We start from the raw sequence: 22,857 nt of genomic DNA, 5'->3' as shown, positions 1-22,857 counted from the left end.
GCAGCGCGCACCCGGGCGTGGGGATCTTCCGGGCGCGGGGTTCTATGCCGTTGCTGGGATATATTACAGAGCATGCTTTACATCAGCGTTCCGCTCGGCAAGCTTGTCCGCCGGGTGTCCCGGCTCAGGGGTGGCGGGTCCGCCCTGCCCGGGCTGGTGGTCGAAAAAATCGATCCCGGCTTTATGCAGCGGACACTCGCCACGCTCCCCCACGGGGTTGCTGTGGTGAGCGGAACCAACGGCAAAACCACCACCACCAAGATGGTGGTGGAACTTCTCGAAAGCCAGGGCCTGAAGGTCTTCACCAACCGCACGGGCAGTAACTTCACCCGTGGCGTGGCCGCCGCCCTGCTCGGCGAGGTGGACTGGCGCGGCAGGCTCAAGGCCGACGTCGCCGTCCTGGAGCTCGACGAAGCCCACGCCGTGCACTTCGTCAACCGCGTCCCGCCCCGCTACAGCCTTCTGCTGAACGTCCTGCGGGACCAGCTGGACAGGTTCGGCGAGATCGACAAAACGGCCCAGCTTCTGCAGCACATCGCGGCCAAAACCACGGGCACAGTGGTCCTCAACCGCGAGGACCCCCGCGTTGCCCGCATCGCGGACACCCTCACCGGGCAGGACGTCCAGTATTTCGGCCTGGACGATTCGCTCCTCAGCACCTTTCCCAACGACGACGACATGCGTGCAGCGCCCGGCAGCCCCGCCCCCGCGGCGCTGCCGCAGAAGCCGCCCGCCGACGTCGTACTGCGCAAGGTAGGACCGGACACCGCGGATTTCGAGTACGACGGCGTCACCGTCACCACCGCGATGAAGCTCCGCGGCGTCTACAACATCTTCAATGCCGCGGCCGCGCTGGTACTGGCCCGCAGCATCTGCGGCGGCGGTGCCGCGACCGCCGACCACGCGACACTGCTCACCGCACTCTCCCAGGTTGAACCGGCCTTCGGCCGCGGCGAAAGCCTCAGCGTTGACGGACAGCCCCTGGACCTCGTGCTCGTCAAGAATCCCAGCGGTTTCCGGCTAGGCCTCAAGTCCTTCCCGGCAGGCGGTTACGCAACAATGATCGCCATCAACGACAACTACGCCGACGGCAGGGACATGTCCTGGCTGTGGGACGTTGAATTCGATTCCCTCCGCGAGGGCGGCGTGGACCAGCTGACCGGGTCCCGGGCGTACGACATGGCGCTGCGGCTGCAGTATGACAATGTCCGCATCGGCGCGGTCCAGCCGGACATTGCCCCCGCCCTGGCCGCCTTCATCCGGGAGGGCAGCGGTAAGCCGAAGCGGATTTTCTGCACCTATACAGCCATGCTGGCCATCCGCCGCGAGCTGTCCAAAATCACCGAAGTGGAGGTGGTCTCATGACCGCTGAACCTACCGAGAGCGGCCAGGGCAGCAAGGGCACCATCCGCGTCCTGCAGCTGTATCCGCGGGACATGAACATCTACGGCGACTGGGGCAACGCGCTGGTCCTGAAGCGGCGGATCAGCTGGCACGGCTATACGCCGGAACTGCTCGAATACAACGTCGGCGACGAGTTTCCCGGGGACGTGGACCTCATCGTCGGCGGCGGCGGCCAGGACAGCGGCCAGCTGATCATCCAGGACGACCTGCACTCACGGGCCGACGTTCTGACCGAGATGGCCCAGGACGGCGCCCCCATGCTGGTGATCTGCGGGCTCTATCAGCTGTTCGGTCGTTTCTTCAAAACCCATCTGGGAACAGTCATTCCGGGGATCGGCATCCTGGACGTGGAAACCCACGGCACGGACGAACGCCTGATCGGCAACGTCAAGGTGGCCTCGGACGAGTTCGGCGAGGTCCTGGGCTACGAGAACCACAGCGGACAAACCACGCTGGGCCCCGGCGTTCGGCCACTGGGAACCACGGCGAAGGGAACCGGGAACAACAGCAGCGACGGCCACGAGGGCGCCCGCTACAAGAACGTGGTGGCCAGCTACCTGCACGGTTCGCTGCTGCCGAAGAACCCTGCAATTGCCGACTTCCTCATCCGGACGGCCGCGGAGCGCAAGTTTGGGACATTTGAGCCGGGCGCCCCTGATGACCGGTTCGCCGTGCTTGCACGCGAGCACGCTGTCCGGCGCCCGCGCTGACGGGGGAAGCCCCCCTTCCGCTCATTAGCGCCAATGAAAATACTCCCGGTGGATATTGGCAGCGCGTACCCCGGAAGCGCGCAGGGCTCTGCGGAACTGGCGGAGCATCGGGTCTGGACCGCCCATGAACACGGACAGCTCGCGCGGATCGGCGTCCACCGCGCCCAGCACCTGATCCGGCGTCAACCGGCCGTCAGTGCTGGTGTCAATCAGGTGCACGGTCAGCCGGGGATGGTCCTTCGCGGTCTTTTGGATTTCATCGGCGAAGGGCGACCGGCCCGCTGAGGTGACAAAGAAGTCGACGGTTTCCGCGAGTTCATCGTCGAGGGACCGAAGCCAGCTCAGGAACGGCGTAATGCCCACACCGCCGGCGATCCACACCTGACGGTCCGTCCCCATCCGGCGGTCAAACCTGCCATAGGGCCCACTGACTACTGCCGGCATACCGGGCTGGACCACGTCCGGGAGCTTGGCAGTGTGATCTCCGAGCGCCTTCACCGTGATGCGGAGGTGTTCGCCATCAGGGGCGCCCGAAATCGAGAACGGATGCCGCTGCCAGCCGTCCTTCGTTTCCAGGTAGATCATGGCGAACTGGCCGGGCCTGAATGCCAGCGGCTTTCCCAGCGGGAACAGGAGCACATCGACCAAACCGGGTGCCACAGTTCTGACCTCTTGAACCTGGTAGTCGTGATGCGGGAGGAAGTGCCGGGCCAGCACTTCACGGTAGGCATAAAACGCCAATCCGACGCCGCCTATCACCACGTAGCTCCAACGCAGCACGGGCGTCGACTCGAAGGCGGTAGCGTCCAGCAGTCCATGAAGGAAACCGGCGGCAACGAACAAGCCGGTGAGACGGTGAAAACCACGCCACCGCTCGTAGCCGCCGAGCACACGGGCGACCAGCAGCACAGGCCACGAATTGCGGGTACGCAGTACAAGGCCGTGAAGAGCCCCGGGCAGCATGGTGCGCCAACGCGGCAGGATGGCCCAGACGATCATGGCGGACAGCCCTATGGCTGCTGGAACCGCCAGCGTTTTGCCCAGGCTCGTGGCTTCCGGGTTGGACGCCAGTTCAACGTGAGGCAGCAGGAGCACCGTCCCGGCAATAGCAAGCCTGCGGTGCCAGATGGCGGCGTAATCAATGCCGCCAAAGACTTGCTCGACGTGCGGAAGAGTACTGATCAGCACCAGCGCAATGGACATGAACAGGATAGATTCACCGCCGAACAGCTGGCCCACGTGGCGCAGCAACGGTTCCCCGGGTGGGCGCGCTAGCAGCCAGAGCGCACCATATCCGAGAGCAAGTAGCCCGATGGCCAGGGGGCCCAGCAGCCTTATGGGCACGCCGAAGACCGCCGCGCGCCTCTGCTGTCCCGCAAACTCGCCGCCGGACATGTCTATGGTTCCTTCGTAATCAAGAGTTCGTGCGCACGTGCCGCTGCGGATCCCCGTGACTCCACGACCGCGGCCGTCCGCTGTCTGGTGGCCGCGTCGACCAGGAGGGAAGTGCAGCGGAGCGTGGGGCACGCAGGTCCGGCGCCTGGGGTGGGAGCGGGAGTGGACGCGGGCGGCGCCGTCGGGCTTTGCACTCTTGACCCCGCGTCTGACACGCCCCTGGCGGATGGCGGGTTTTGTTCCGCAAGGAGGCCGCAGGCGGTCAGGAACACGGCCAGCGTGGAAGCCGCGAGGCCTGCATCGATTCGGCACGCAGCACTGCCGTTTGTGTAGCCCATAGGCGCCATTGTAGGTTCGGCGGCCACCTAAAACCGGAAAGCCGCGCATTGAGATGCATGGGACGGTGTGAAAGGTTAGCGTGATGACGAATCCCCTCCTCAGCCCCAGCGCCCTGCCCTACGGGCTGCCTCCATTTGCCAACATCGGACCGTCCGATTACGCCGAGGCCGTGGCCGCCGGCCTTGCCGAACATCTGACCGAAATCCAGGCGATCGTGGACAACCCTGCCGCCGCGACGTTCGAGAACACTGCCGTGGCCATGGAACGGACCGGCCAACTGCTCCAACGGGCGGCTGCCTCCTTTTTCACCCTGGTCTCGGCGGACGCGTCGGAGGAGATTCGTGACCTGGAGACCAAACTTTCGCCACGGTTCGCCGCCCACCAGGACGAGGTCTATCTCAACCGTGCGCTGTTCGACCGGTTCACGGCAATCGATACCTCAGGACTCGACCCTGAGTCTGTCCGGCTCGTGGAGGAATACCTCAAGGAGTTCCGCCAGTCCGGGATCCAGCTCGATATACCAGGGCAGGACAGGCTGAAGGGGATCAATGCCGAACTGTCCAAACTCGGCACGGAGTTTGGACAGCGCGTCAAGGAGGGCATGAAGTCCGCGGCTGTGCTGCTGGCCAGCGCAGAAGAGCTGGCGGGCCTGCCGGCAGACGATATCGCCAGCGCCGCCGAGGCTGCCCGCACGGCCGGGCACGACGGCGAATTCCTGCTGACACTGATCCAGCCCAGCAACCAGCCCGCCATGGCTGCCCTCGAAAACCGTAACGTCCGCCGTCGGCTGTTCGAGGCCTCCACCGGCCGTGGCAGCGGGGGCGGCAGCCTGGATGTCCTGGAACTGGTCACCTCCATGGCTCGGCTGCGCGCTGAAAAGGCCGCACTCCTTGGCTTCGCGAACTATGCCGAACTCGTGGTGGACCGCCAGACGGCCCCCGATTTTGAGGCCGTCCAGTCCATGCTGAACAGGCTGGCCCCCGCGGCCGTCCGCAATGCAGACGCCGAGGCTGCAGCCCTGGCCGAGATCGCCGGGCATCCGCTGGAGGCCTGGGACTGGGCGTTCTACTCGGCCAAAGTGCGCCGGGAAAAGTTCGCTGTGGACGAGCAGGCCCTCCGCCCCTATTTTGAGCTGGACCGCGTCCTCCGGGACGGCGTTTTCTTCGCTGCCACGTCCCTCTATGGCATCACCTTCCATGAACGCGATGACCTGGATGGTTACCACCCGGACGTCCGCGTCTGGGAAGTTCGGAACCCGGACGGAACGGGACTCGGACTGTTCCTGGGCGACTACTACACCCGCGAATCCAAACGGGGCGGTGCCTGGATGAACTCGCTCGTGGACCAGTCGGACCTGCTAGGCGCCCAACCCGTGGTGATCAACAACCTTAACATCTCCAAGCCGCCCGCAGGCGAGCCCACGCTCCTGACCCTGGACGAGCTCCGCACCGCGTTCCACGAGTTCGGACACGCCCTCCACGGCTTGTTCTCCGACGTGACGTATCCGCGGTTCTCCGGCACTGCGGTCCCCCGGGACTTCGTGGAATACCCGTCGCAGGTCAACGAAATGTGGATCCTCTGGCCCGACGTGCTGGCCAATTATGCCCGGCATCACACAACCGGCGAGCCGCTCCCCCAGGAGGTCGTGGACCGGCTCAATGAAGCGCGGCTGTGGGGCGAGGGCTTCGGCACCACCGAGTATCTGGGGGCCGCGCTGCTGGATCTGGCGTGGCACGTGCTTGACGAAGCCGGAGTCCCGGACGACGTCCTTGCCTTTGAGGCTAAATCGTTGGCCGCGGCGGGGGTGGCGCACGCCCTGATACCGCCGCGCTACCGCACAGGGTATTTCCAGCACATCTTCGCAGGCGACGGCTATGCGGCCGGCTACTATTCCTATATTTGGAGCGAGGTCCTGGACGCGGAAACGGTGGACTGGTTCACGGAAAACGGCGGCCTGACGCGCGCCAACGGCGACCGCTTCCGCACCGAACTGCTGTCCCGCGGAAACAGCCGGGACCCGCTGGAATCCTTCCGCACCCTCCGCGGCCGCGACGCCAGGCTGGAGCCCCTGCTAAAGCGCCGCGGCCTCGAGTAGCCACTCTCCCTCCCCCATCTAGGTAGCAGTAGATGTCCTTCTGAGACTCCATAACGACATGTGCTGCTACCTAGTTGGGGTTAGCGAACGACGGCGGGTGGCCACCTTCGAAAAGGTGACCACCCGCCGTCGTACTGCTTTTGGGGCTGTTACCAGCCGCGCTCAGCAAGGCGGTGCGGCTGCGGGATCTCGTCCACGTTGATGCCCACCATGGCCTCGCCCAGGCCGCGGGAGGCCTTGGCGATGACGTCCGGGTCATCGAAGAACGTGGTGGCCTTGACCACGGCAGCGGCCCGCTGGGCGGGGTTGCCGGACTTGAAGATACCGGAGCCGACGAACACGCCGTCGGCGCCGAGCTGCATCATCATGGCGGCGTCGGCCGGGGTGGCGATGCCGCCCGCCGTGAACAGCACCACGGGGAGCTTGCCGGCGGCGGCAACTTCCTTGACCAGTTCGTACGGGGCCTGCAGTTCCTTGGCCGCGACATAGAGCTCGTCCTCGGGCAGGGAGGAGAGCCTGGCGATCTCGGAGCGGATCTTGCGCATGTGACCGGTGGCGTTGGAGACGTCGCCGGTGCCGGCCTCGCCCTTGGACCGGATCATGGCTGCGCCCTCGTTGATGCGCCGCAGGGCTTCACCGAGGTTGGTGGCGCCACAGACGAAGGGAACCTTGAAGTTCCACTTGTCGATGTGGTTGATGTAGTCGGCCGGAGTCAGGACCTCGGACTCGTCGATGTAGTCGACGCCGAGGGACTGCAGGATCTGGGCCTCGACGAAGTGGCCGATCCGGGCCTTGGCCATGACCGGGACGGACACGGCATCGATGATCTTGTCGATCATGTCCGGATCGGACATGCGGGACACGCCACCTTGGGCACGGATATCGGCCGGAACGCGTTCCAGCGCCATCACTGCAACGGCACCGGCATCTTCGGCGATGCGGGCCTGTTCAACGTTAACGACGTCCATAATGACGCCGCCCTTGAGCATCTCAGCCATGCCGCGCTTGACGCGGTTGCTGCCCGTGACGCTGTTCGCGGACGAACCGGCTTCGCTGCTTACATCAGGTGTAGACACAAAAACCCCTATGGGTAGATAGATGATCTTCGCCGGACGTGAGGGCGGCACGAAGCCGAAAGTACACGCACCGGGTTGCCGGATCCATTGACCGGGCAGTGACAATACTAGTCCCCCGGCAGGCGGGGGGCTTAATCAGGCTTCTTCCGAAGCCGCGGACTCCGCAAATGCCTGCCGGTGGACGGTCGATATCCGCTGGCAAATCGTGATGAGGCTGGCAAGTGCCAGCAGCCCGAGCGTCACGAGCAGAACCACCGGGGGCAGACCCAAACCGGTGAATCCGGTGACCACCAGCACCGAAACCAGTCTCTCGGCGCGCTCGGCTATGCCGACATTTGCCGTGAAGCCAAGGGACTCGGCTTTGGACCGCGCATAGGAGACCACCATGCCCAAAACGAGGCAGACCATGGCCGCGACCGCGATGGCGTAGTCCGCTCCCCCGGTGAAGAACCAGATGGCCACGCCGGCAAACAGGGCGCCGTCTGCGATCCGGTCCAGCGTGGAGTCCAGAAAATTGCCCCACCGGCCGCCGGTATCCCGCATGCGGGCCATAATGCCATCGAGCACATCCGAGAAGATGAACGCGGTAATGAACAGGGTTCCCCACCAAAGCTGGCCCAGGGGGTAGAAGACCAGGGCTCCCACCACCACGCCGGCGGTGCCGATGACCGTCACCGCGTCAGGCGAAACACCGATTTTCAGGAGCCAGCGGGCAAGAGGGGTGAACAGCGCGGTGAAGAAGCCGCGCGCATACCTATTCAGCATTCGTCTCCCCGGGCCACGCCTCGGCAACGAGGCGGCGGACCTCGTCGAGGGTCTGCGTGATTGCCTTGGTCTGGGCAATGATCGGGAAGAAGTTCCCGTCACCACCCCACCGCGGAACGATGTGCTGGTGCAGGTGGGCCGCGATGCCGGCGCCGCCCACCACGCCCTGGTTCATGCCCAGGTTAAATCCGCCCGGGTTGGAGACTTTGCGCAGCACCCTCATGGCTGTCTGGCTGATCTCGGCGAATTCCGCCGTCTCCTCTGTGGTGAGGTCCGTGTAGTCCGGAACATGCCGGTAGGGGCACACCAGGAGATGGCCGGGGTTGTAGGGAAACAGGTTGAGGACCACGTAGCAGGTCTTCCCCCTGTGGACGATGAGGGCTTCCTCGTCGGTCCGGGCCGGGCCCACACAGAAGGGGCAGTCGTTTTCGTTCTTGAACTGGTGCTGGCCACCCTTGATGTAGGCCAGCCGGTGCGGAGTCCACAGGCGCTGGAATGCGTCCGGTACGCCCGCGAGATCAAAGTCATCGGTCACGCCGGCATCCCCTGGATATCCTGCGCCTGTGTTCTCCTGCACCGTGTTCTGTTCCGTTTCCGCTAGCTGGTCCGGTTACGGACGGCTTCCGTGATCCGCTTGACGGCTTCCGCCACGGGCACACCGTTGTCCTGGCTGCCGTCCCGGAACCTGAAGGACACGGCGCCGGCTTCGGCGTCGTCGCCGCCGGCGATCAGGACAAAGGGGATTTTGTCCTTGCTGGCGGTGCGGATCTTCTTCGGGAACCTGTCCGACGACGTATCCACCTCGGCGCGGATGCCTGCCGCCTTGAGCTGGTCCACGACGTCGAACATGTAGTCGTTGAATGTCTCGGCCACCGGGATGCCCACCACCTGGACAGGGGAAAGCCACGCAGGGAAGGCGCCGGCGTAGTGCTCGGTGAGCACGCCCATAAACCGCTCGATGGAACCGAACAGCGCGCGGTGGATCATCACGGGACGCTGACGGGTGCCGTCGGCCGCCTGGAATTCCAGCTCGAACCGTTCGGGCAGGTTGAAGTCCAGCTGGATGGTGGACATCTGCCAGGTCCGGCCCAGGGCGTCCTTCGCCTGGACGGAAATCTTCGGGCCATAGAACGCAGCTCCGCCCGGATCCGCAACCAGTTCGAGCCCGGATTCCTCGGCCACCTCGGCAAGGGTCCTGGTGGCCTCTTCCCACGCCGCGTCATCGCCGACGAACTTCTCCGGATCCTTGGTGGAGAGCTCAAGGTAGAAGTCGTTCAGGCCGTAGTCCTTCAGCAGGTCAAGCACGAAGGTGAGGGTCTTGGTCAGTTCGTCCTTCATCTGCTCGCGGGTGCAGTAGATGTGGGCGTCATCCTGTGTCATGCCACGGACGCGGGTGAGGCCGTGCACTACACCAGACTTTTCGTAGCGGTAGACGGCGCCGAACTCGAAGAGCCGCAGCGGCAGTTCGCGGTAGGACCGTCCCCGTGAGCGGAAGATGAGGTTGTGCATGGGGCAGTTCATCGGCTTGAGGTAGTAGTCCTGGCCGGGCTTGCGCACAGTGCCGTCCTCGTTGAGTTCGGCGTCCACGTGCATGGCCGGGAACATGCCCTCCTTGTACCAGTCCAGGTGTCCCGAGACTTCGTAGAGGTGTCCCTTGGTGATGTGAGGGGTGTAGACGAAGTCATACCCGGCGTCGACGTGGCGCTGCCGGGAGTAGTCCTCCATCTCCTTGCGGATGATGCCGCCCTTGGGGTGGAACACCGGCAGGCCGGAGCCCAGCTCATCCGGGAAGGAGAAGAGGTCAAGTTCGACGCCGAGCTTGCGGTGATCGCGCCGTTCAGCTTCGGCAATGCGTTCCTGGTAGGCCTTCAGCGCGTCCTTGGTGGGCCAGGCCGTGCCGTAGATGCGCTGGAGCTGCTGGTTCTTCTGGGTGCCGAGCCAGTAGGCGGAGGAGGAACGGGTCAGGGCAAACGCATTGGAGATGAGCTTGGTGTTGGGCAGGTGCGGGCCGCGGCAGAGGTCGCACCAGACGGTGGCCCCTTCCTTGCGCTCCACATTGTCGTAGATGGTGATGTCGCCGGCGCCGACCTCGACGTTGACGCCCTCGCCTGCTTCGGCGGCTTCGTTCTTTTTGCCCAGCAATTCAAGCTTGTAGGGCTCGTTCTTCATCGCCTCGCGGGCTTCATCCTCACTGACCACGCGGCGGACGAACTTCTGGTTCTGGTTGACGATCTTCAGCATCATCTTTTCGAGGGTTTTGAGGTCCTCGGGAGTGAAGGGCTCGGCGACGTCAAAGTCGAAGTAGAAGCCGTCAGTAATGTAGGGGCCGATGCCCAGCTTGGCATCCGGGCGCAGCTGCTGCACGGCCTGGGCCATCACGTGGGCGGTGGAGTGGCGGAGCACGTTCAGGCCGTCCGGGGAATCGATGGTGACGCCCTCGATCCGGGCACCGTCGGTCAGCTCCTGATCCAGGTCCTTCAGCTCGCCGTTGACGCGGGCAACAACAACGTCGCGGCGCTCAAAGAAGAGTTCCGCACCGGTTGTCCCGGTAGTCACCTTGGTCTCTTCGCCATCGACGATGAGGGTGATCTGCTGGGCATCTGACACGGGTGTCTCCTATTCAAAGTTTTAGGCTTCATAGCTTGCGGCATACGGGGACCACAGCCAGCCACCGTCAATGCTATCGGTTTCGCCAGAGGCCGACCAACGGGACCCGCAGGCGCAGGCGCCCCGTCCGGTCACCGGATGGGGCTCAACCGCCCATTCCGGTGATGGCAAGGCTTCGGCTGATCCCGTCCAGAGGATGCGGCACATCGGTACCTTCCTTCTGGTTTTCAGGAAACGGCAGTGTTTCCACGCGGCTCAGGTCCCAGGCCATGCTGGCGCTCAGGCTGATTCCCCGGGGACCTGTCCGCCGCGTGGTGCCGCGGATGAGCAGCAACCTGGTGCCGAACAGCAGCAGTCCTGCCTGTTCCTGGGCTTCGTGGAAGAACACGGAGTCGATGCAGCCGGTGCCGTCATCGATGCTGATGAACACCACACGCCGCCCGCCGCGCATCGGCGGGGTCTGGGTGGCGATGCGCACTCCGGCCACCAGAACCTCTGTCCCGTTGCGCAGGCCCAGCAGTTTGTCGGCAGTGGTGACTCCCAGCCTGTCCAGCATCGGCCGATGGCTGTCCATCAGGTGCCCGCTGACATCAATGGCCATCAGGTCAAGTTCTGCCCGGACATTGTCCACCAGGGTTGGGGCAGGAAGGCCTGGTTTAACGTTCCGCAGCTCCACATCACCCAGGGGCAAGGCCAGCTGCCCTTCCATGATGTCCGCCCCCTTCCGGGTGCCGCCTGCCGTTTGGAGTTTCTGCAGATGCTGGACGAGGTCTGCGCGGTTAGCAGCACCGCCCGACTCCCGGTGCAGGGAATCAAACGCTCCCAGCTGCGCGAGCCTTTTGATGCTGGGTTTGCTCAGCCTGGACCGGGCCCTGAGATCGGCAAGGGAGTCGTAGGGCTGGCCGGCAACAATCCGCTTAAGCTCGGCCCCTGAGAGGCCGTAGATGCCGTTGAGGCTGAGCCTGATCCCCAGCTTGCCGGCATCCGCCCCGTCCGCCACCCGTTCCACCCGGTATTCGGCCTGGCTGCGGTTGATGTCCAGCGGCAGGATGGGGATACCGAGCCGCCGCGCCTCTGCCACCAGCAGCCGTTTGGGATACATCCCGGGGTCGTGCTCCCATAGCCCTGCCAGGAACGCCTCGGGGTGGTGCGCTTTCAGCCAGGCAGACTGATAGGTGGGAACGGCAAAGGCCGCGCCGTGCGCCTTGCAGAAACCGAAGCTACCAAACGCTTTCAGGGTCCCCCAGACTTTGTCCACCACTTCCGGCGAATACCCCTTGAGGCGGGCCTCCCTGCGGAAGAACTCCTCCACTTTCAGCTCCAGGACCTCATTGCCAAGGGCACGGCGGAACTCATCCGCACGCGCCAGCCCGCAGCCGGTCATGACATCAAAGGTTTTGAGGATTTGTTCGTGGAAGACGGTGACGCCGTGTGTTTCCTGCAGTACAGGTTTCAGGTCAGGGTGTGGATAGACTTCCGGCGCGAAACCGTGCCTGTGTTCCAGAAAGGGCCGCACCATGTCCGATTTCATGGGTCCCGGCCGGAACAGCGAAATGTCGATGATGAGGTCGTTGAACTCGCGCGGGGCCATCTTGCCGATCAACTCACGCTGGCCTGGCGACTCTATTTGGAAGCAGCCCAGGGTGTGGGTGCTGCGGATCAACTCGAAGGTGGGCTCATCATCGAGGGGGACAGCGTTGAGGTCGATATGGCCGTTCTCTGCGATGTAATCAGGCCCGGAGCCATCAGGACCTGCAGGGTGGGCACCTGCCGCCATCACTTCCGATTTGGAGGGGTGAATCCGGATGACTTCCCTGATGGCGAAAGCCATGGCGCTCTGCATCCTGACCCCCAGCACATCAAGTTTGAGCATGCCCATGGGATCCATGTCGTGTTTGTCGAACTGGCTCATCGGCAGGCCAAGCCCACTGGGCTGGACAGGCGTCCGGTCAAGCAGCGTGGCATCGCCAAGAATCACACCACAGGGGTGCATGGAAATATGGCGGGGCAGCCTGTCGAGGCGCTCGGTGAGGTCCACCAGCAGATCAAGTTGCTGGTTTTCGGCGAAGCCGCGCTGTTCCACCCGTCCGGCGAATTCCCGGAGTTCAGGTTTTTCAACCAGGGCTTCACGGAATTTCCGGGCCGAAAAACGCCATAGCTGTTTTGCGATCTCACCGACGTCGTCATCGTCCATGCCCAACGCCATACCAGCGTCCCTGACCGCGCCGCGCGCCCGGTACCCGTTTTGCATGCTCATCAGAGTGACCCGTTCAGCACCAAAGCGGTCGAAGATTTTCCGGTAGACGTTGTGCCGTTCGGCGCTTTCGACGTCGATGTCGATATCCGGCAACGTGGCCCTGTCCTGGGACAGGAATCGTTCGAAGATCAGGTCATGCTGCAGCGGGTCCACTTGGCTGACGTCGATCAGGTAGTTGACCAGGCTGGATGCCCCGGAACCGCGGGCGGCTGCCCGTACTCCCATGTCCAGGATCATGCGGGAGACTTCCGCCACTGTCAGGAAATAGGAGGAAAACCCGAGGTTCCGGATGATGCCCAGCTCGTGCTCCAGCCGCGAGCGCATTTCCTTGTGTGCCGGTCCGGAGATGCCTGGGAACCGCCGGCCTACCCCTGCTTCACAGCGCTGTACCAGTTCGAGGTGCGGGTCCTGGCTGATGCCGATGACCGATGCCTCAGGAACCACCGGCTGTTTCCATCCCATGTCACTCACCGGGTCTATCCGGCAGTAGTCGGCGAGCGCCTCAGTTTGTGCCATCAGTTGTTTGAGGTCAGCTGTGCCATACCCTGCGGCGCGAATGATTTCCTTGCCCAGCTGAATCATCTGCCCTGCAGATTTGAGCCAAGCCTGGCCGTTGGGTTGGAGCAAAGGTTCGGCAGCCAGTTCCGGCAGGGACTTCAGCGTCCGGGCTGAGTCGAGCACGTCCGCCGTGGCGGCGCCGTCCTCAGCGCAGTAGCGGACAGCATTGGTCAGGACGGCCGGAACATGGTGTTCCTCGGCGAGCTTAAGCATGCGCACAGCGTGGGCTGTGCTCACGGGCGCTCCGGGGGTGGTGAGCTGGGATACGACTTCCGCCACCAGGCTCCCGGCGGGCATTGCTTCCAGCCAGCGTTTGAAGAGGGTGCGTGGGCGAAGGTAGCGCCGGCCGCTCATGGCCCGGCCGACGTCGGAATCCGGGCCGATCAGGACGGTCAGGACCGGCTTGAGCGTCCGGGGGTCAAGGGTCCGGGAGGCCAGTTCGGCGCGGGTGACAGCCACGGGCACGGCTCCCCCGGCTTTGCCCGAGGTGCGGGCATGGGCATCCGATACCAGCCGGCACAGTGCACGGTAGCCCGCGCCGTTGTTGTGTCCTCGGGCAAGTACCACCACCCGGCCCGCGAGCTGCGTGCGGTGATCACCGTCGTCGTCGAAGACGGCGAGGTCCACTCCCACAATGGGATCGATGCCTGCAGCCATGCAGGCTTTGAGGTGTTTGATGGTGCCGTACAGGCCGTCCCGGTCCGTGCACGCGAGCGCGGATGCGCCGTCCGCTGCTGCAACCTGGGCGAGCTCCTCAGGCCAGGAAACCCCGTAGTGCGCGCTGAAGGCGGTGGAAACGTGGAGGTGGGTGAAGCTCATGCTGTTCGTGGCTGGAGTGCGTCGTGAATCCGCAGCAGCCGCCAGCGCCCGCTGCCGAGATGCCGGGAAAGGTCAAGGGTGAGCGGTTCCCCGGTATCGTGCGGGTCCAAGCGGACCTGGACGCGCCAGATCTCGTGGTCCACCAGACCCGGACCGCTGCCCAGAGGTGCTCGGCGCTCCTCAGCCCACCATTGCCGGCGCTCGTACCACCGCACAGGCTCTGCACACACCGTGTATTGCCGCCCGGCCCACCGGAGTTTCAGCGGCTGGCCGGAAGTGGTGCAGTCGACGTCCACGGACTCGCTGAACATACCCATGGGCGCCTCCTGAACTGAATTGGCTGATGCGAGCTACTGCCGCAAGAGCAGGGTATTCGAATACATGTTCGAATAAATCCAGTCTACGACGGTGCCCCGGCAAAACCTAGACAGGGGTGGACGGACGGGACGGCTGGGGGCAGGATTGTGGCATGAGCTCCCATGACGCACTCCTCAAGCACGTAAGCATCAAAGCCCAGGACAACACGCTCGTGGCCAACTTTGATATCGACGGCAACATACCGGGGGCGGGTGCGTACGTGGTGGGACTGGTGGCGTCGAGCCCTGACCATTCTTCCCAAAGACGGCTGGGCATTGAATTCCTGAACGGGGAGGCCATTGCCTTCTACTCGTTCTGCCATGACCAGACCGCCGAGGAAAATTATGATCTTTCCGGAGTGAGCCATTCAGGCAACACCATCACCGGAAACTTTCCCATGGCAGCAATTCAAGGCTTGGGCAAAGGGCACTACATGACGGCGTTCAGCGAGGCCGACGGCCGCGATTTCCAGGGGGGTGTCGCCGTCGAAGAAGCCCTCTAGCTTCAGCTGTTTTCTTTGTGGACTTTCATTTCAAGTTCGATAAACCCCGAGATCATGGCCCGGTAAGTTGATTCCACAATGTCCGGGTCGATGTCCTTCTTTTCCGCGGCTTCCCGCACGTGTTTAATCACCCGCTCCACCCGGCCGGGCGCCCGGACTTCGGCGTCATCGCCCTTCAGGGTGCCGGCGATCCTGATCAGGCGTTCACGTCGCGCAATCAGCGTGACGATCTGATCGTCAACTTCATCGACCGCAATCCGAACGGCAGCGAGCTGTTCCTTGTCGGCCAATGCATCCCGATCGTTTCCTTGAATTGTTGCCATCTTCTGACAGTATCGAAGCATGCAGCCCAGAGTCGACTTCATCTCGCTAGGCGTTCGCAGCGTTGACGCCTCCCGCCGCTTCTATGTGGAGGGCCTCGGCTGGCCGGTCCGCGGTGAACACGCCGGCGACGTGGTGTTCATCCAGGTTAACCACGGACTGATCCTTTCCCTGTGGGACGCCGGGCAGATGCACGCCGAAGCGGGCGTAGGTCTCCCCGGACCGGTTCCCTACATCACCCTCAGCCACAATCTTCCCAGCACGGAGGACGTGGACCGGGTGATGGCCGAAGCCCGGGCCGCCGGCGCTGAGATCGTGGCCGAGCCTGTGACCCAGCCCTGGGGCGGGTACAGCGGCTATTTTGCCGATCCGGACGGTTTCCGCTGGGAGGTTGCGTACAACCCCGGTTGGGCAGTTGACGACGACGGCAAGGTCACCGTCTAGGGGTGCAGTCACCTCCATGGCGGGTCACCGCCTGGAAAACCCGCACTGTCTAGAACAGGGCCTCCACGGGCCGGATGAGCTCCGGGGAATTGTTGCGCACGTTTCCCACCTCCCGGCCCACTGAATCCACGTGCCAGTCGGCGGCCACGTCCTTAACATGGGCGCGGACCAGGTCCACGAGGAAGGCGGCGTCGTCGATCTGCGGGTCAAGCCACGATGCCATGGTTGCCCGGTCCATGGGCAGCGGCACCCGGTCATGCAACCCCGTGAGCTTGCCGAACACTGTGGACTCGGCACCGGGGGGCGGAGTGTCCGCGGTGAGGATGGAGGTGGAGAGCATCCAGCGGGCGGGATCGCCGTCGGCCTTGGACGGGTCCTTCCACCACTCATACAGGCCGGCGAACACCAGTCCGCGCTCAGAGCCCGGATGCACGTAGTAGGGCTGCTTGACCTTGCCGGTCCCCTGCTTCCATTCGTAGTACCCGTCAGCCGGGACAGCGCAGCGGCGTGACTTCACGGCCTTTCGGAAGGCAGGCTTCTCCAGCACGCTCTCGCTCCGGGCATTGATCATCTTCGCGCCAACGCTTGGATCCTTCGCCCACGAGGGCACCAGGCCCCAGCGGGCCACGTGCAGCTGCCGCACCGCTTTATCGTCGATAAGCCGTTCCAGGACTATCGGCACATCATCCGTTGGCGCCACGTTCCACGACGGGGGAAGCTGCACATCCTCCTCGAGCTGGGCATCAAATTCGGCCAGCAGGTCCCCCACGGCCCGGGCCATCACATAGCGTCCACACATGGCTCCAGCATGCCATCACCGGTATGCCTTGTCAGCCGGGCCGTCATCCGCCGCCTCCGCCCCTGGGAATAGCCCGCCGCGGGTTACCGTTGAGGAGAAGGAAACCCCCCACAACGAATTCAGGAGAGCTCCGTGGACTTTACCCCCGAGAACGGCACCATCACCATGTTTTCCACCACCTGGTGCGGCTACTGCAACCGGCTGAAGAAGCAGCTGGACGCACAGGGCATCGGCTACACGGAAATCAACATCGAAGAGGTGGAGGGAACCGCCGAACTCGTGGAGCAGCTCAACGGCGGCAACCAGACTGTCCCCACTGTGCTCTTCCCGGACGGCACCGCCGCCACCAACCCCTCCGTGGCCGAGGTAAAGAGCCGCCTGGCGGCTTAAGTCCGGCAGCTCTTGCGGCAGCCTAGCCAACGGGCGGGCTACGCCTCCCTGCCGTACACGCTGCCGAAGTCGGCATGCTGCAGGGAAGCGTGGCCCGCGTACGCGGCAACTACCGCATCCTCAACGGCCTGGACCGTCACTCCGGGCACCAGGTCATCGGCAGCCCCGGCGGTGGCCGGGTCCCAGTCCAGGCCCAGGGCCGCATAACTGTCCGTAAGGACGGCGCGGATGGGCGCGGAGTCTTCCACCACGATCACCGAACTGAACAACCAGCCGCCGCTCACCACACGCTGCGCAGTGCCCACCAGCTTGATCCGGTGGCTGGGATCCGCTGGGTGGGTGCCGTGGACGCTGAACTCGCCGGGACAGTACTCGCCGGGGATCTCGCCGACGGCGGCCTGCACGCCGACGTCCCGAAGCACCTGCGCCAGGAGCTCACCAAAGAAACTGAACCGGCCTTTGGAGCCGGCAATCGCATCAGCCTCCGGCATGACGTGGTCAACCACCAAAGTGCCCTCATGATAGGCGGCGGCGCGCCCGCCCGCCTTACGCACCAGGGGCTCAAAGCCCTGGTCCCGGCAGGCTTGCGCAGCGGCCTCGAAGCCCGGCAGCCGGGTGTCCCGCTGGCCGAAAGCAACAGTCGGGGCAGGCCGGTACAGCCGGAGCGTGGGACCGATCTGGCCGGTCTTGGCCAGGGTCAGCAGTTCCAGGCCGAATTCCAGATCCCGCGCAGCGCCAAGAGTAAGGTCCTGCCGCACCACGGTGAGCGTCCGGTCACCCTCGACGTCCTGCATGTTGCTAAGCTCCCTTATGGTCATATTGCAATTCCTTGTTGTTGCCGCCGCGTTCGCGGTCATCGACGCCATCTGGCTCAAGCTGATGAACCCCTTCTACCGCAGCCACATCGGCGACCTGCTCGCTGACAAGCCTCACTTAGGTTACGCCGTGGCCTTCTATGTCATGTACATAGCGGGGATCCTCTTCTTCGCCCTGCGTCCGGCGCTCGACGGCGGCAGCTGGCTGACCGCCGTCGGCTACGGTGCCGCGCTGGGCGCCTTTGCCTACGCGACGTATGACCTCACCAACGCCGCCACCCTCAAAACGTGGCCGCTGCAGCTCATAGTGGTGGACATTATCTGGGGCGCCGCGCTCACCGGGCTGTCCACCCTCGCCGGCTGGCTGGTGTTCCGCTCATCCTGACCCGGTTTCGGGCAAAAGCTACCTGACACGCACGGACTGTGACGTCCCGCATCCCGCCGGGTGGCTAAACTCAGAAACCGCGGCACCCCACACTCCCCCAGGAGAGGCAATCCACTGATACGAGTCATTAGCTACAACCTTCGTAAGCACAAGGCCAGCGGGGAACTGGTGGCCCTGGCCCAGGATTTCGGCGTTGATGCCCTGTGCCTGCAGGAGTGTGACACCACTGACCTGCCGGACACACTGGGGGATCTCCAACTCGCCGATTCGACCAAAGGAAACCGGTTGGGGCTGGCCATCTACTACCGGCCGGACCGGTTCACGGCGCACGGCACAAATACCTTCGCGCTGAAGAAGTCGCTGCACGACATGGTCCTGGCACCGGCGCATGAACGGCTCATCGGCACCCGGGTGCGGGACAACGAGACCAACCACGAACTCGTCATTGCTTCCTTCCATGCGGCGCCGCTGACAGCCACCAACTCGCTGCGGCGCAACCAAATCCACGCAGCCCACAAGGAACTGCTGGGCATGGGGACCGGTCTGATGACTCTGATGGCGGGTGACTTCAACTACCCGTTCTTCACGAAGAACCTCACGGAACACATGAAGAATTCCGGGTACGAGCTCTCGCTCAGCAACCGCCGGACCTACACACGGTACAAAGTGTTCAAGGGCCACTTCGACTTTGCCACGTCACTGGGACTGAACATCGAGAACGTTGAGACGCTGCCACGCGGCGCGTCCGACCATTTGCCCATTCTGGTGACCGCCGAATACGGCCAGGATTCCAGGCCGGCGGCGCAGGAGCCCCCGGCCGCCTGACTGCACTTATGGGAGGCGTGCGTGCGGGACGACTGGATCAGCAAGGCGATACCCGGCGTTCGCGTCGCGCGGGATTACCAAAAGGCGTGGCTGAAGCCTGACCTGGTGGCCGGCGCAGCGCTGAGCGCCGCCCTGGTGCCGGCAGGAATGGCATACGCCGAGGCCAGCGGACTCCCTGCCGTGAACGGGCTGTACGCCTCCGTGGTGCCCATGATCTTCTACGCCTTGTTCGGGCCGTCGCGGGTTGTCATTGTGGGACCGGACTCCTCCCTGGCGCCCATGATCGCGGCCGCAATTCTTCCCTTGGCCGGACGCAACCCGGAACAGGCTGTGCCCATGGCAGGAGTCCTCGCGATCCTGATTGGTGCCTTCCTGTTCGCCGGCCGGATCTTCAAACTGGGATTTGTTACCGGCCTGCTGTCCAAACCAATCCGCGTCGGCTACCTGAACGGCATTGCGCTCGCGGTCACGGTCAGCCAGCTTCCGCGGCTGCTGGGCATCGACAGCTCCGGTAAAACCCTCGTTGAACGCCTGGGCTACCTGTCCGACGCTGTCCTCGGCGGCGGGATCAACCCAATCGCCCTGGGCGTGGGGGCAGGAAGCCTGGCAGTGATCGTGGCGGGGCGCTTCCTGCCTTGGAAAGTGCCCGGCGTCATGGTTGCCGTGGCGGGGGCCATCGCCGTGGTGGCCGCGCTGGACCTCGCAGGGCAGCTGCCGGTTGTCGGAGCCCTCCCGCGGGGACTGCCCTCCCCCGCGCTGGGAGGGATTGGCTGGGACGAAGTCACGGCGCTCATCGGCCCCGCAGCAGGCATCGCCCTGATCGCCTTCGCGGACACGTCCACCTTGTCCAAAAGCCTCGCGGGGCGCCGCGGGGAGAGGGTTAACGGCAACGAGGAAATGGGCGCACTGGGGATCGCCAACATCGCCACCGGCATGCTCGGCGGATTTCCTGTGAGCGGAAGTTCCTCGCGCACGCCCATTGTGCTCGACGCGGGCGGGAGGTCGCCGCTGAGCGGAGTAGTGGCGGCCTTGCTTGTGGTGCTGTTCATGCTCCTCGTACCGGGCGTCACGGCTTTCCTTCCGACGGCGACGCTCGCTGCCGTGGTGATCGTCGCGGCGGCGTCACTTGTTGACGTGAAGACGCTCCTGCGCCTGATCAGGATGAGCAAGCTGGAGACCCTCCTCCTCGTTGTCACCTTCCTGGGGGTCGCCTTTGTGGGAGTCCTGGAGGGAATCGTGGTGGCCATCGGACTGTCCCTGGTGGCGTTCGTCCGCCGCGCCTGGGACCCGTACCGTACCGAACTCGCGAGTGTGGACGGTGTGCCCGGCTTTCACGATCTCGACCGGCACCCTGAGGGCAGGCGGATCGAGGGTCTGGTCATCGCACGCTTTGACGCACCACTGTTTTTTGCCAATGGCGAAGTATTCGCGGACCACATCCGCAGCCTGGTGGACGGCGCGCCCTGGCCGGTGAAGTGGGTGATTGTGGCCGCCGAGCCGATCACCGGCCTGGACACAACTGCGCTGGAGGAGCTGGTGCAGCTCGACGATGAACTGGCGCTGGGCGGCGTCAGCCTGGTTTTCGCAGAAATGAAGGGACCGATCAAGGACCGCCTGGTCCGTTTTGGTGCCAGTTCAAGGTTCAGCACAGACCACTTCTACCCCACCGTCCACAATGCCGTACGCGCCTACCGGGAGTGGGCCGGAAAGGAGTAGCCTGCGGCCGCCTTCGCGGCAGAGCCGTTAATTGGCCCGCCGGCCCGTCAGGTCCGGCGCAGGGTCAGGATCTGCTCCGCACGGCCGAACGGTCCCTGGATGTCATGGAGGACGGTGGAGGTGAGGCCGATTCCGTCAGCACCGAAGGAAACGGCGTTGTCCAGGCCAAGCCATTCGCCCTCGGGCCTGCGGTACATGTGGATCTGGAGGTCCAGGTTGGGAAAGGCATAGCTGCCTTTGCCCGGGGGGACCCGGGCTGCGATCCCGTTGGCAGTGTCCACCAGGCCCATCAGGCGGGTGAAGTCGCTGCTGTCCGCTTTGTCCGTCAGGGGGTGCTGGGTGCGGAGCCAGACTGTTCCTGCCCCGTCCCGGTGCCCCTCAGCCACGCGCATCTCCAGTGACCGGATGTACCCGCCGGGCCAGATGGAGGCGCCGTCCAACGGTTTACAGTCATCCGGCGCAGGGATGGCGGCGTCCTCGACGGCGGCCACCTCCGCTGTGTCACTGGTGATCATCCGCCAGGCAGTGGCCCTGATGGCTACGCGGCCGTGGGCAACCAGTTCGGCCTGCAGCAACTCGATGGTCTTGCCCGGACGAAGCGTGGTGGTTTCTATGTGGAATTCGCCGCCGGGAATCAGGCCGAGGATCTCGTAGCTCAGCCTCGCCATCCGCATATCCGCTCGGGGCTCGTGCCGCTCCAGGCTGTCAGCCATCAGGCCTGCGGCCGGCGCCATGTGCTGCTCATGCTCGTTCCAGGCGCCCTGGGCGTGGATCGTTGAGCGGAAGCGCCCACCGCCCAGCGACTGATAGTAGAAGGTCCCCTGGGCAAGTTCAGGCAGTTCCTTGGTCAACGTTGGCCCCTCTGACGTTTCTGGGTGAATGATCGTTAACTCTAGCCGGTCCCCCGGGACCCGGGGGTGGTGAACCCGCAGAGTTCCGGCGCCCGCAGAGCCCATTCGGACTAAACTCAGAAATTGGCCCTGTCAGCGACCCTCGAAGTGAGGTGTTCCACGAATGCGCGTCATCAGCTACAACCTTCGGAAGCACAAAGCGAGCGGTGAATTGCTCGCCCTAGCGCGGAATTTCGCCATCGACGCGTTGTGCCTGCAGGAAGTGGACTCGGCCGACCTGCCAGACACGCTGGGTCCGCTAAACCTCGCGGACACCACCAAGGGCAACCGCCTGGGACTGGCCATCTATTACCGCACCAGCCGGTTCACCGCCGTGGACACACAATCCTTTGCGTTGAAGAAATCAGTCCATGACAGGGTGCTGGCGCCGGCCCACGAGCGGCTGATTGGAACCCGCGTGGTGGACAACGAAACCCAGCACGAACTGGTCATCGGCTCGTTCCACGCGGCTCCGCTCACTGCATCTAATTCACTGCGGAGAAAGCAGATCCATGCCGCCCATGCGGAGCTGCTCAGCATGGGCACGGGCCTGATGACGCTGATGGTGGGGGACTTCAACTATCCGTTCTTCACCAAGAACCTGCACGCCCACATGAAGGACTCGGGTTACGCCTTGTCTTTGAGCAACCGTCGGACCTACACACGCTACAAGGTGTTCAGGGGCCATTTTGACTTCGCCACCTCGCTGGGCCTGGATATCGCAAGCGTTGAAACCCTCCCGCGCGGCAAGTCGGACCATTTGCCTATCCTGGTCAATGCGGAGTACGGCAAAGGCTACTGAGTTCGCTTACTGACTCCGCCGTGTGTGGTGCAGGAGTCGGGGCTGCAGGTGCGGCCAGGATTGCGCGAAGCCGGGGTGCAGTTCCTTGCGGTCCAGCTCCTCCACTGGTACCCACTGGAGCTCGAGGCTTTCCGGATCGCTGATCACGGGGTCAAAGGGTGAGATCACCAGAACTACAACGGTGGTGTATGTCCAGTAGCCGACGTCAAGCACGGAGGTGAAAAGCACATCAACACCGTCCGCCGGCACGGCTGCTTCCTCGTAGGCCTCGCGAAGGGCACCGGTAACCGGGTCTTCGTGCTGGTGGAGCGCTCCGCCAGGCAGTCCCCAGGTTCCGCCGTTGTGGCTCCACAGTGCACGGTGCTGGAGCAGGACCCCCTTGGAGGGGTCGTAGGCCAATACGCCGGCCGCACCGAACCTGCCCCAGAACTTCCCCCGGTCACCCTCCACCCACGCATCACCCGGGTCCCGCGGGCCCGTGCGTGCAGGCGGAAACTGGCGGTTGGCATCAGGGAATGTGGAAGCCAGGGAGTGATCCATGGTTCCAGTCTGACAGGTGCACAGCGACTCTGCCGGGGCACCTGCA

Annotated in this window: 22 protein-coding genes; 10 read left to right on the top strand and 12 right to left on the bottom strand. The window is 64.2% G+C overall.

Annotated elements, in window-relative coordinates; translation table 11 throughout:
- Positions 1-72 precede the first annotated feature (72 nt).
- A complete protein-coding gene (locus tag AB4Y73_RS03095) occupies positions 73-1,365 on the top strand; it encodes a MurT ligase domain-containing protein (protein ID WP_441868290.1) in 1,293 nt (430 codons plus the stop codon).
- Positions 1,362-2,114, top strand: a complete 753-nt coding sequence (locus AB4Y73_RS03090) for a type 1 glutamine amidotransferase (RefSeq protein ID WP_441868287.1) — start codon at positions 1,362-1,364, stop codon at positions 2,112-2,114. Before AB4Y73_RS03095 ends, AB4Y73_RS03090 begins: the two co-directional genes overlap by 4 nt.
- 24 nt (positions 2,115-2,138) lie before the next feature.
- Here AB4Y73_RS03090 and AB4Y73_RS03085 read toward each other — a convergent pair whose 3' ends face one another.
- Positions 2,139-3,509, bottom strand: a complete 1,371-nt coding sequence (locus AB4Y73_RS03085; RefSeq protein WP_441868284.1) for a ferredoxin reductase family protein — start codon at positions 3,507-3,509, stop codon at positions 2,139-2,141.
- 421 nt (positions 3,510-3,930) lie between these two features.
- Here AB4Y73_RS03085 and AB4Y73_RS03080 point away from each other — a divergent pair, with 421 nt between their 5' ends.
- Complete coding sequence (locus AB4Y73_RS03080) at positions 3,931-5,943, top strand: M3 family metallopeptidase (protein ID WP_441868281.1); 2,013 nt, start codon at positions 3,931-3,933, stop codon at positions 5,941-5,943.
- Positions 5,944-6,092: 149 nt separating this feature from the next.
- Here the strand turns inward: AB4Y73_RS03080 and pdxS are convergent, their stop codons facing one another.
- The 6 genes from pdxS to AB4Y73_RS03050 form a co-directional block, all read right to left on the bottom strand.
- Positions 6,093-7,019 (bottom strand): pyridoxal 5'-phosphate synthase lyase subunit PdxS, encoded by a 927-nt coding sequence (pdxS, locus tag AB4Y73_RS03075; protein WP_441868278.1) that lies wholly within the window; start codon positions 7,017-7,019, stop codon positions 6,093-6,095.
- Between the two features lie 135 nt (positions 7,020-7,154).
- Positions 7,155-7,784: a phosphatidylinositol phosphate synthase gene (gene pgsA / locus AB4Y73_RS03070; protein ID WP_441868275.1), complete on the bottom strand. Its 630-nt coding sequence runs from the start codon at positions 7,782-7,784 to the stop codon at positions 7,155-7,157.
- A complete protein-coding gene (locus AB4Y73_RS03065) occupies positions 7,774-8,361 on the bottom strand; it encodes an HIT family protein (protein WP_441868272.1) in 588 nt (195 codons plus the stop codon). The genes pgsA and AB4Y73_RS03065 overlap by 11 nt, the downstream gene beginning before the upstream one ends.
- A gap of 20 nt (positions 8,362-8,381) precedes the next feature.
- Positions 8,382-10,391, bottom strand: a complete 2,010-nt coding sequence (thrS, locus tag AB4Y73_RS03060) for a threonine--tRNA ligase (protein ID WP_441868269.1) — start codon at positions 10,389-10,391, stop codon at positions 8,382-8,384.
- A 145-nt stretch (positions 10,392-10,536) separates the two neighbouring features.
- Positions 10,537-14,025: a DNA polymerase III subunit alpha gene (locus AB4Y73_RS03055; RefSeq protein WP_441868266.1), complete on the bottom strand. Its 3,489-nt coding sequence runs from the start codon at positions 14,023-14,025 to the stop codon at positions 10,537-10,539.
- Positions 14,022-14,342 carry a DUF6504 family protein gene (locus AB4Y73_RS03050; RefSeq protein WP_441868263.1) on the bottom strand — a complete coding sequence of 107 codons (321 nt, stop codon included), beginning with the start codon at positions 14,340-14,342 and terminating at the stop codon, positions 14,022-14,024. Before AB4Y73_RS03050 ends, AB4Y73_RS03055 begins: the two co-directional genes overlap by 4 nt.
- Before the next feature lie 152 nt (positions 14,343-14,494).
- Between AB4Y73_RS03050 and AB4Y73_RS03045 the strand changes: the two genes are divergently transcribed.
- Positions 14,495-14,884: a hypothetical protein gene (locus AB4Y73_RS03045; RefSeq protein WP_441868260.1), complete on the top strand. Its 390-nt coding sequence runs from the start codon at positions 14,495-14,497 to the stop codon at positions 14,882-14,884.
- 2 nt (positions 14,885-14,886) lie between these two features.
- On the opposite strand, the gene AB4Y73_RS03040 is transcribed toward AB4Y73_RS03045, so the two are convergent.
- Positions 14,887-15,207: a chorismate mutase gene (locus tag AB4Y73_RS03040; protein ID WP_441868257.1), complete on the bottom strand. Its 321-nt coding sequence runs from the start codon at positions 15,205-15,207 to the stop codon at positions 14,887-14,889.
- Positions 15,208-15,226: 19 nt separating this feature from the next.
- Between AB4Y73_RS03040 and AB4Y73_RS03035 the strand changes: the two genes are divergently transcribed.
- Positions 15,227-15,649, top strand: coding sequence for a VOC family protein (locus AB4Y73_RS03035; protein WP_441868254.1), 423 nt, complete (start codon positions 15,227-15,229; stop codon positions 15,647-15,649).
- Between the two features lie 49 nt (positions 15,650-15,698).
- Here the strand turns inward: AB4Y73_RS03035 and AB4Y73_RS03030 are convergent, their stop codons facing one another.
- Positions 15,699-16,448, bottom strand: coding sequence for an SOS response-associated peptidase (locus tag AB4Y73_RS03030; RefSeq protein WP_441868251.1), 750 nt, complete (start codon positions 16,446-16,448; stop codon positions 15,699-15,701).
- A gap of 132 nt (positions 16,449-16,580) precedes the next feature.
- Between AB4Y73_RS03030 and AB4Y73_RS03025 the strand changes: the two genes are divergently transcribed.
- On the top strand, positions 16,581-16,838 hold the full coding sequence (locus AB4Y73_RS03025) for a mycoredoxin (protein ID WP_131133128.1): 258 nt from the start codon (positions 16,581-16,583) through the stop codon (positions 16,836-16,838).
- A gap of 38 nt (positions 16,839-16,876) precedes the next feature.
- On the opposite strand, the gene AB4Y73_RS03020 is transcribed toward AB4Y73_RS03025, so the two are convergent.
- Positions 16,877-17,656, bottom strand: coding sequence for a lipoate--protein ligase family protein (locus AB4Y73_RS03020; protein WP_441868247.1), 780 nt, complete (start codon positions 17,654-17,656; stop codon positions 16,877-16,879).
- Here AB4Y73_RS03020 and AB4Y73_RS03015 point away from each other — a divergent pair.
- The 3 genes from AB4Y73_RS03015 to AB4Y73_RS03005 all read left to right on the top strand — a co-directional run bounded on the left by AB4Y73_RS03015 (position 17,649) and on the right by AB4Y73_RS03005 (position 20,579).
- Positions 17,649-18,038: a DUF2177 family protein gene (locus tag AB4Y73_RS03015; protein ID WP_441868244.1), complete on the top strand. Its 390-nt coding sequence runs from the start codon at positions 17,649-17,651 to the stop codon at positions 18,036-18,038. The genes AB4Y73_RS03020 and AB4Y73_RS03015 overlap by 8 nt on opposite strands.
- Before the next feature lie 117 nt (positions 18,039-18,155).
- A complete protein-coding gene (locus AB4Y73_RS03010; RefSeq protein WP_441868604.1) occupies positions 18,156-18,863 on the top strand; it encodes an endonuclease/exonuclease/phosphatase family protein in 708 nt (235 codons plus the stop codon).
- Positions 18,864-18,884: 21 nt separating this feature from the next.
- Positions 18,885-20,579, top strand: coding sequence for a SulP family inorganic anion transporter (locus tag AB4Y73_RS03005; protein ID WP_441868241.1), 1,695 nt, complete (start codon positions 18,885-18,887; stop codon positions 20,577-20,579).
- Positions 20,580-20,626: 47 nt separating this feature from the next.
- On the opposite strand, the gene AB4Y73_RS03000 is transcribed toward AB4Y73_RS03005, so the two are convergent.
- Positions 20,627-21,430, bottom strand: coding sequence for a thioesterase family protein (locus AB4Y73_RS03000; RefSeq protein ID WP_441868238.1), 804 nt, complete (start codon positions 21,428-21,430; stop codon positions 20,627-20,629).
- Positions 21,431-21,593: 163 nt separating this feature from the next.
- On the opposite strand from AB4Y73_RS03000, the gene AB4Y73_RS02995 reads away from it, so the two are divergent.
- The gene (locus tag AB4Y73_RS02995) at positions 21,594-22,271 is read left to right on the top strand and encodes an endonuclease/exonuclease/phosphatase family protein (RefSeq protein ID WP_441868235.1); all 678 of its coding nucleotides are present in this window, start codon (positions 21,594-21,596) and stop codon (positions 22,269-22,271) included.
- A gap of 6 nt (positions 22,272-22,277) precedes the next feature.
- On the opposite strand, the gene AB4Y73_RS02990 is transcribed toward AB4Y73_RS02995, so the two are convergent.
- Positions 22,278-22,811 carry an NUDIX domain-containing protein gene (locus AB4Y73_RS02990; protein ID WP_441868232.1) on the bottom strand — a complete coding sequence of 178 codons (534 nt, stop codon included), beginning with the start codon at positions 22,809-22,811 and terminating at the stop codon, positions 22,278-22,280.
- Positions 22,812-22,857: the final 46 nt, after the last annotated feature.

The organism is Pseudarthrobacter sp. TAF60_1 (genome assembly GCF_052113505.1).
Taxonomy (GTDB): domain Bacteria; phylum Actinomycetota; class Actinomycetes; order Actinomycetales; family Micrococcaceae; genus Arthrobacter.
Note: the sequence above shows the minus strand (reverse complement) of the source record. Positions and strands in the feature narration are given on the sequence as shown.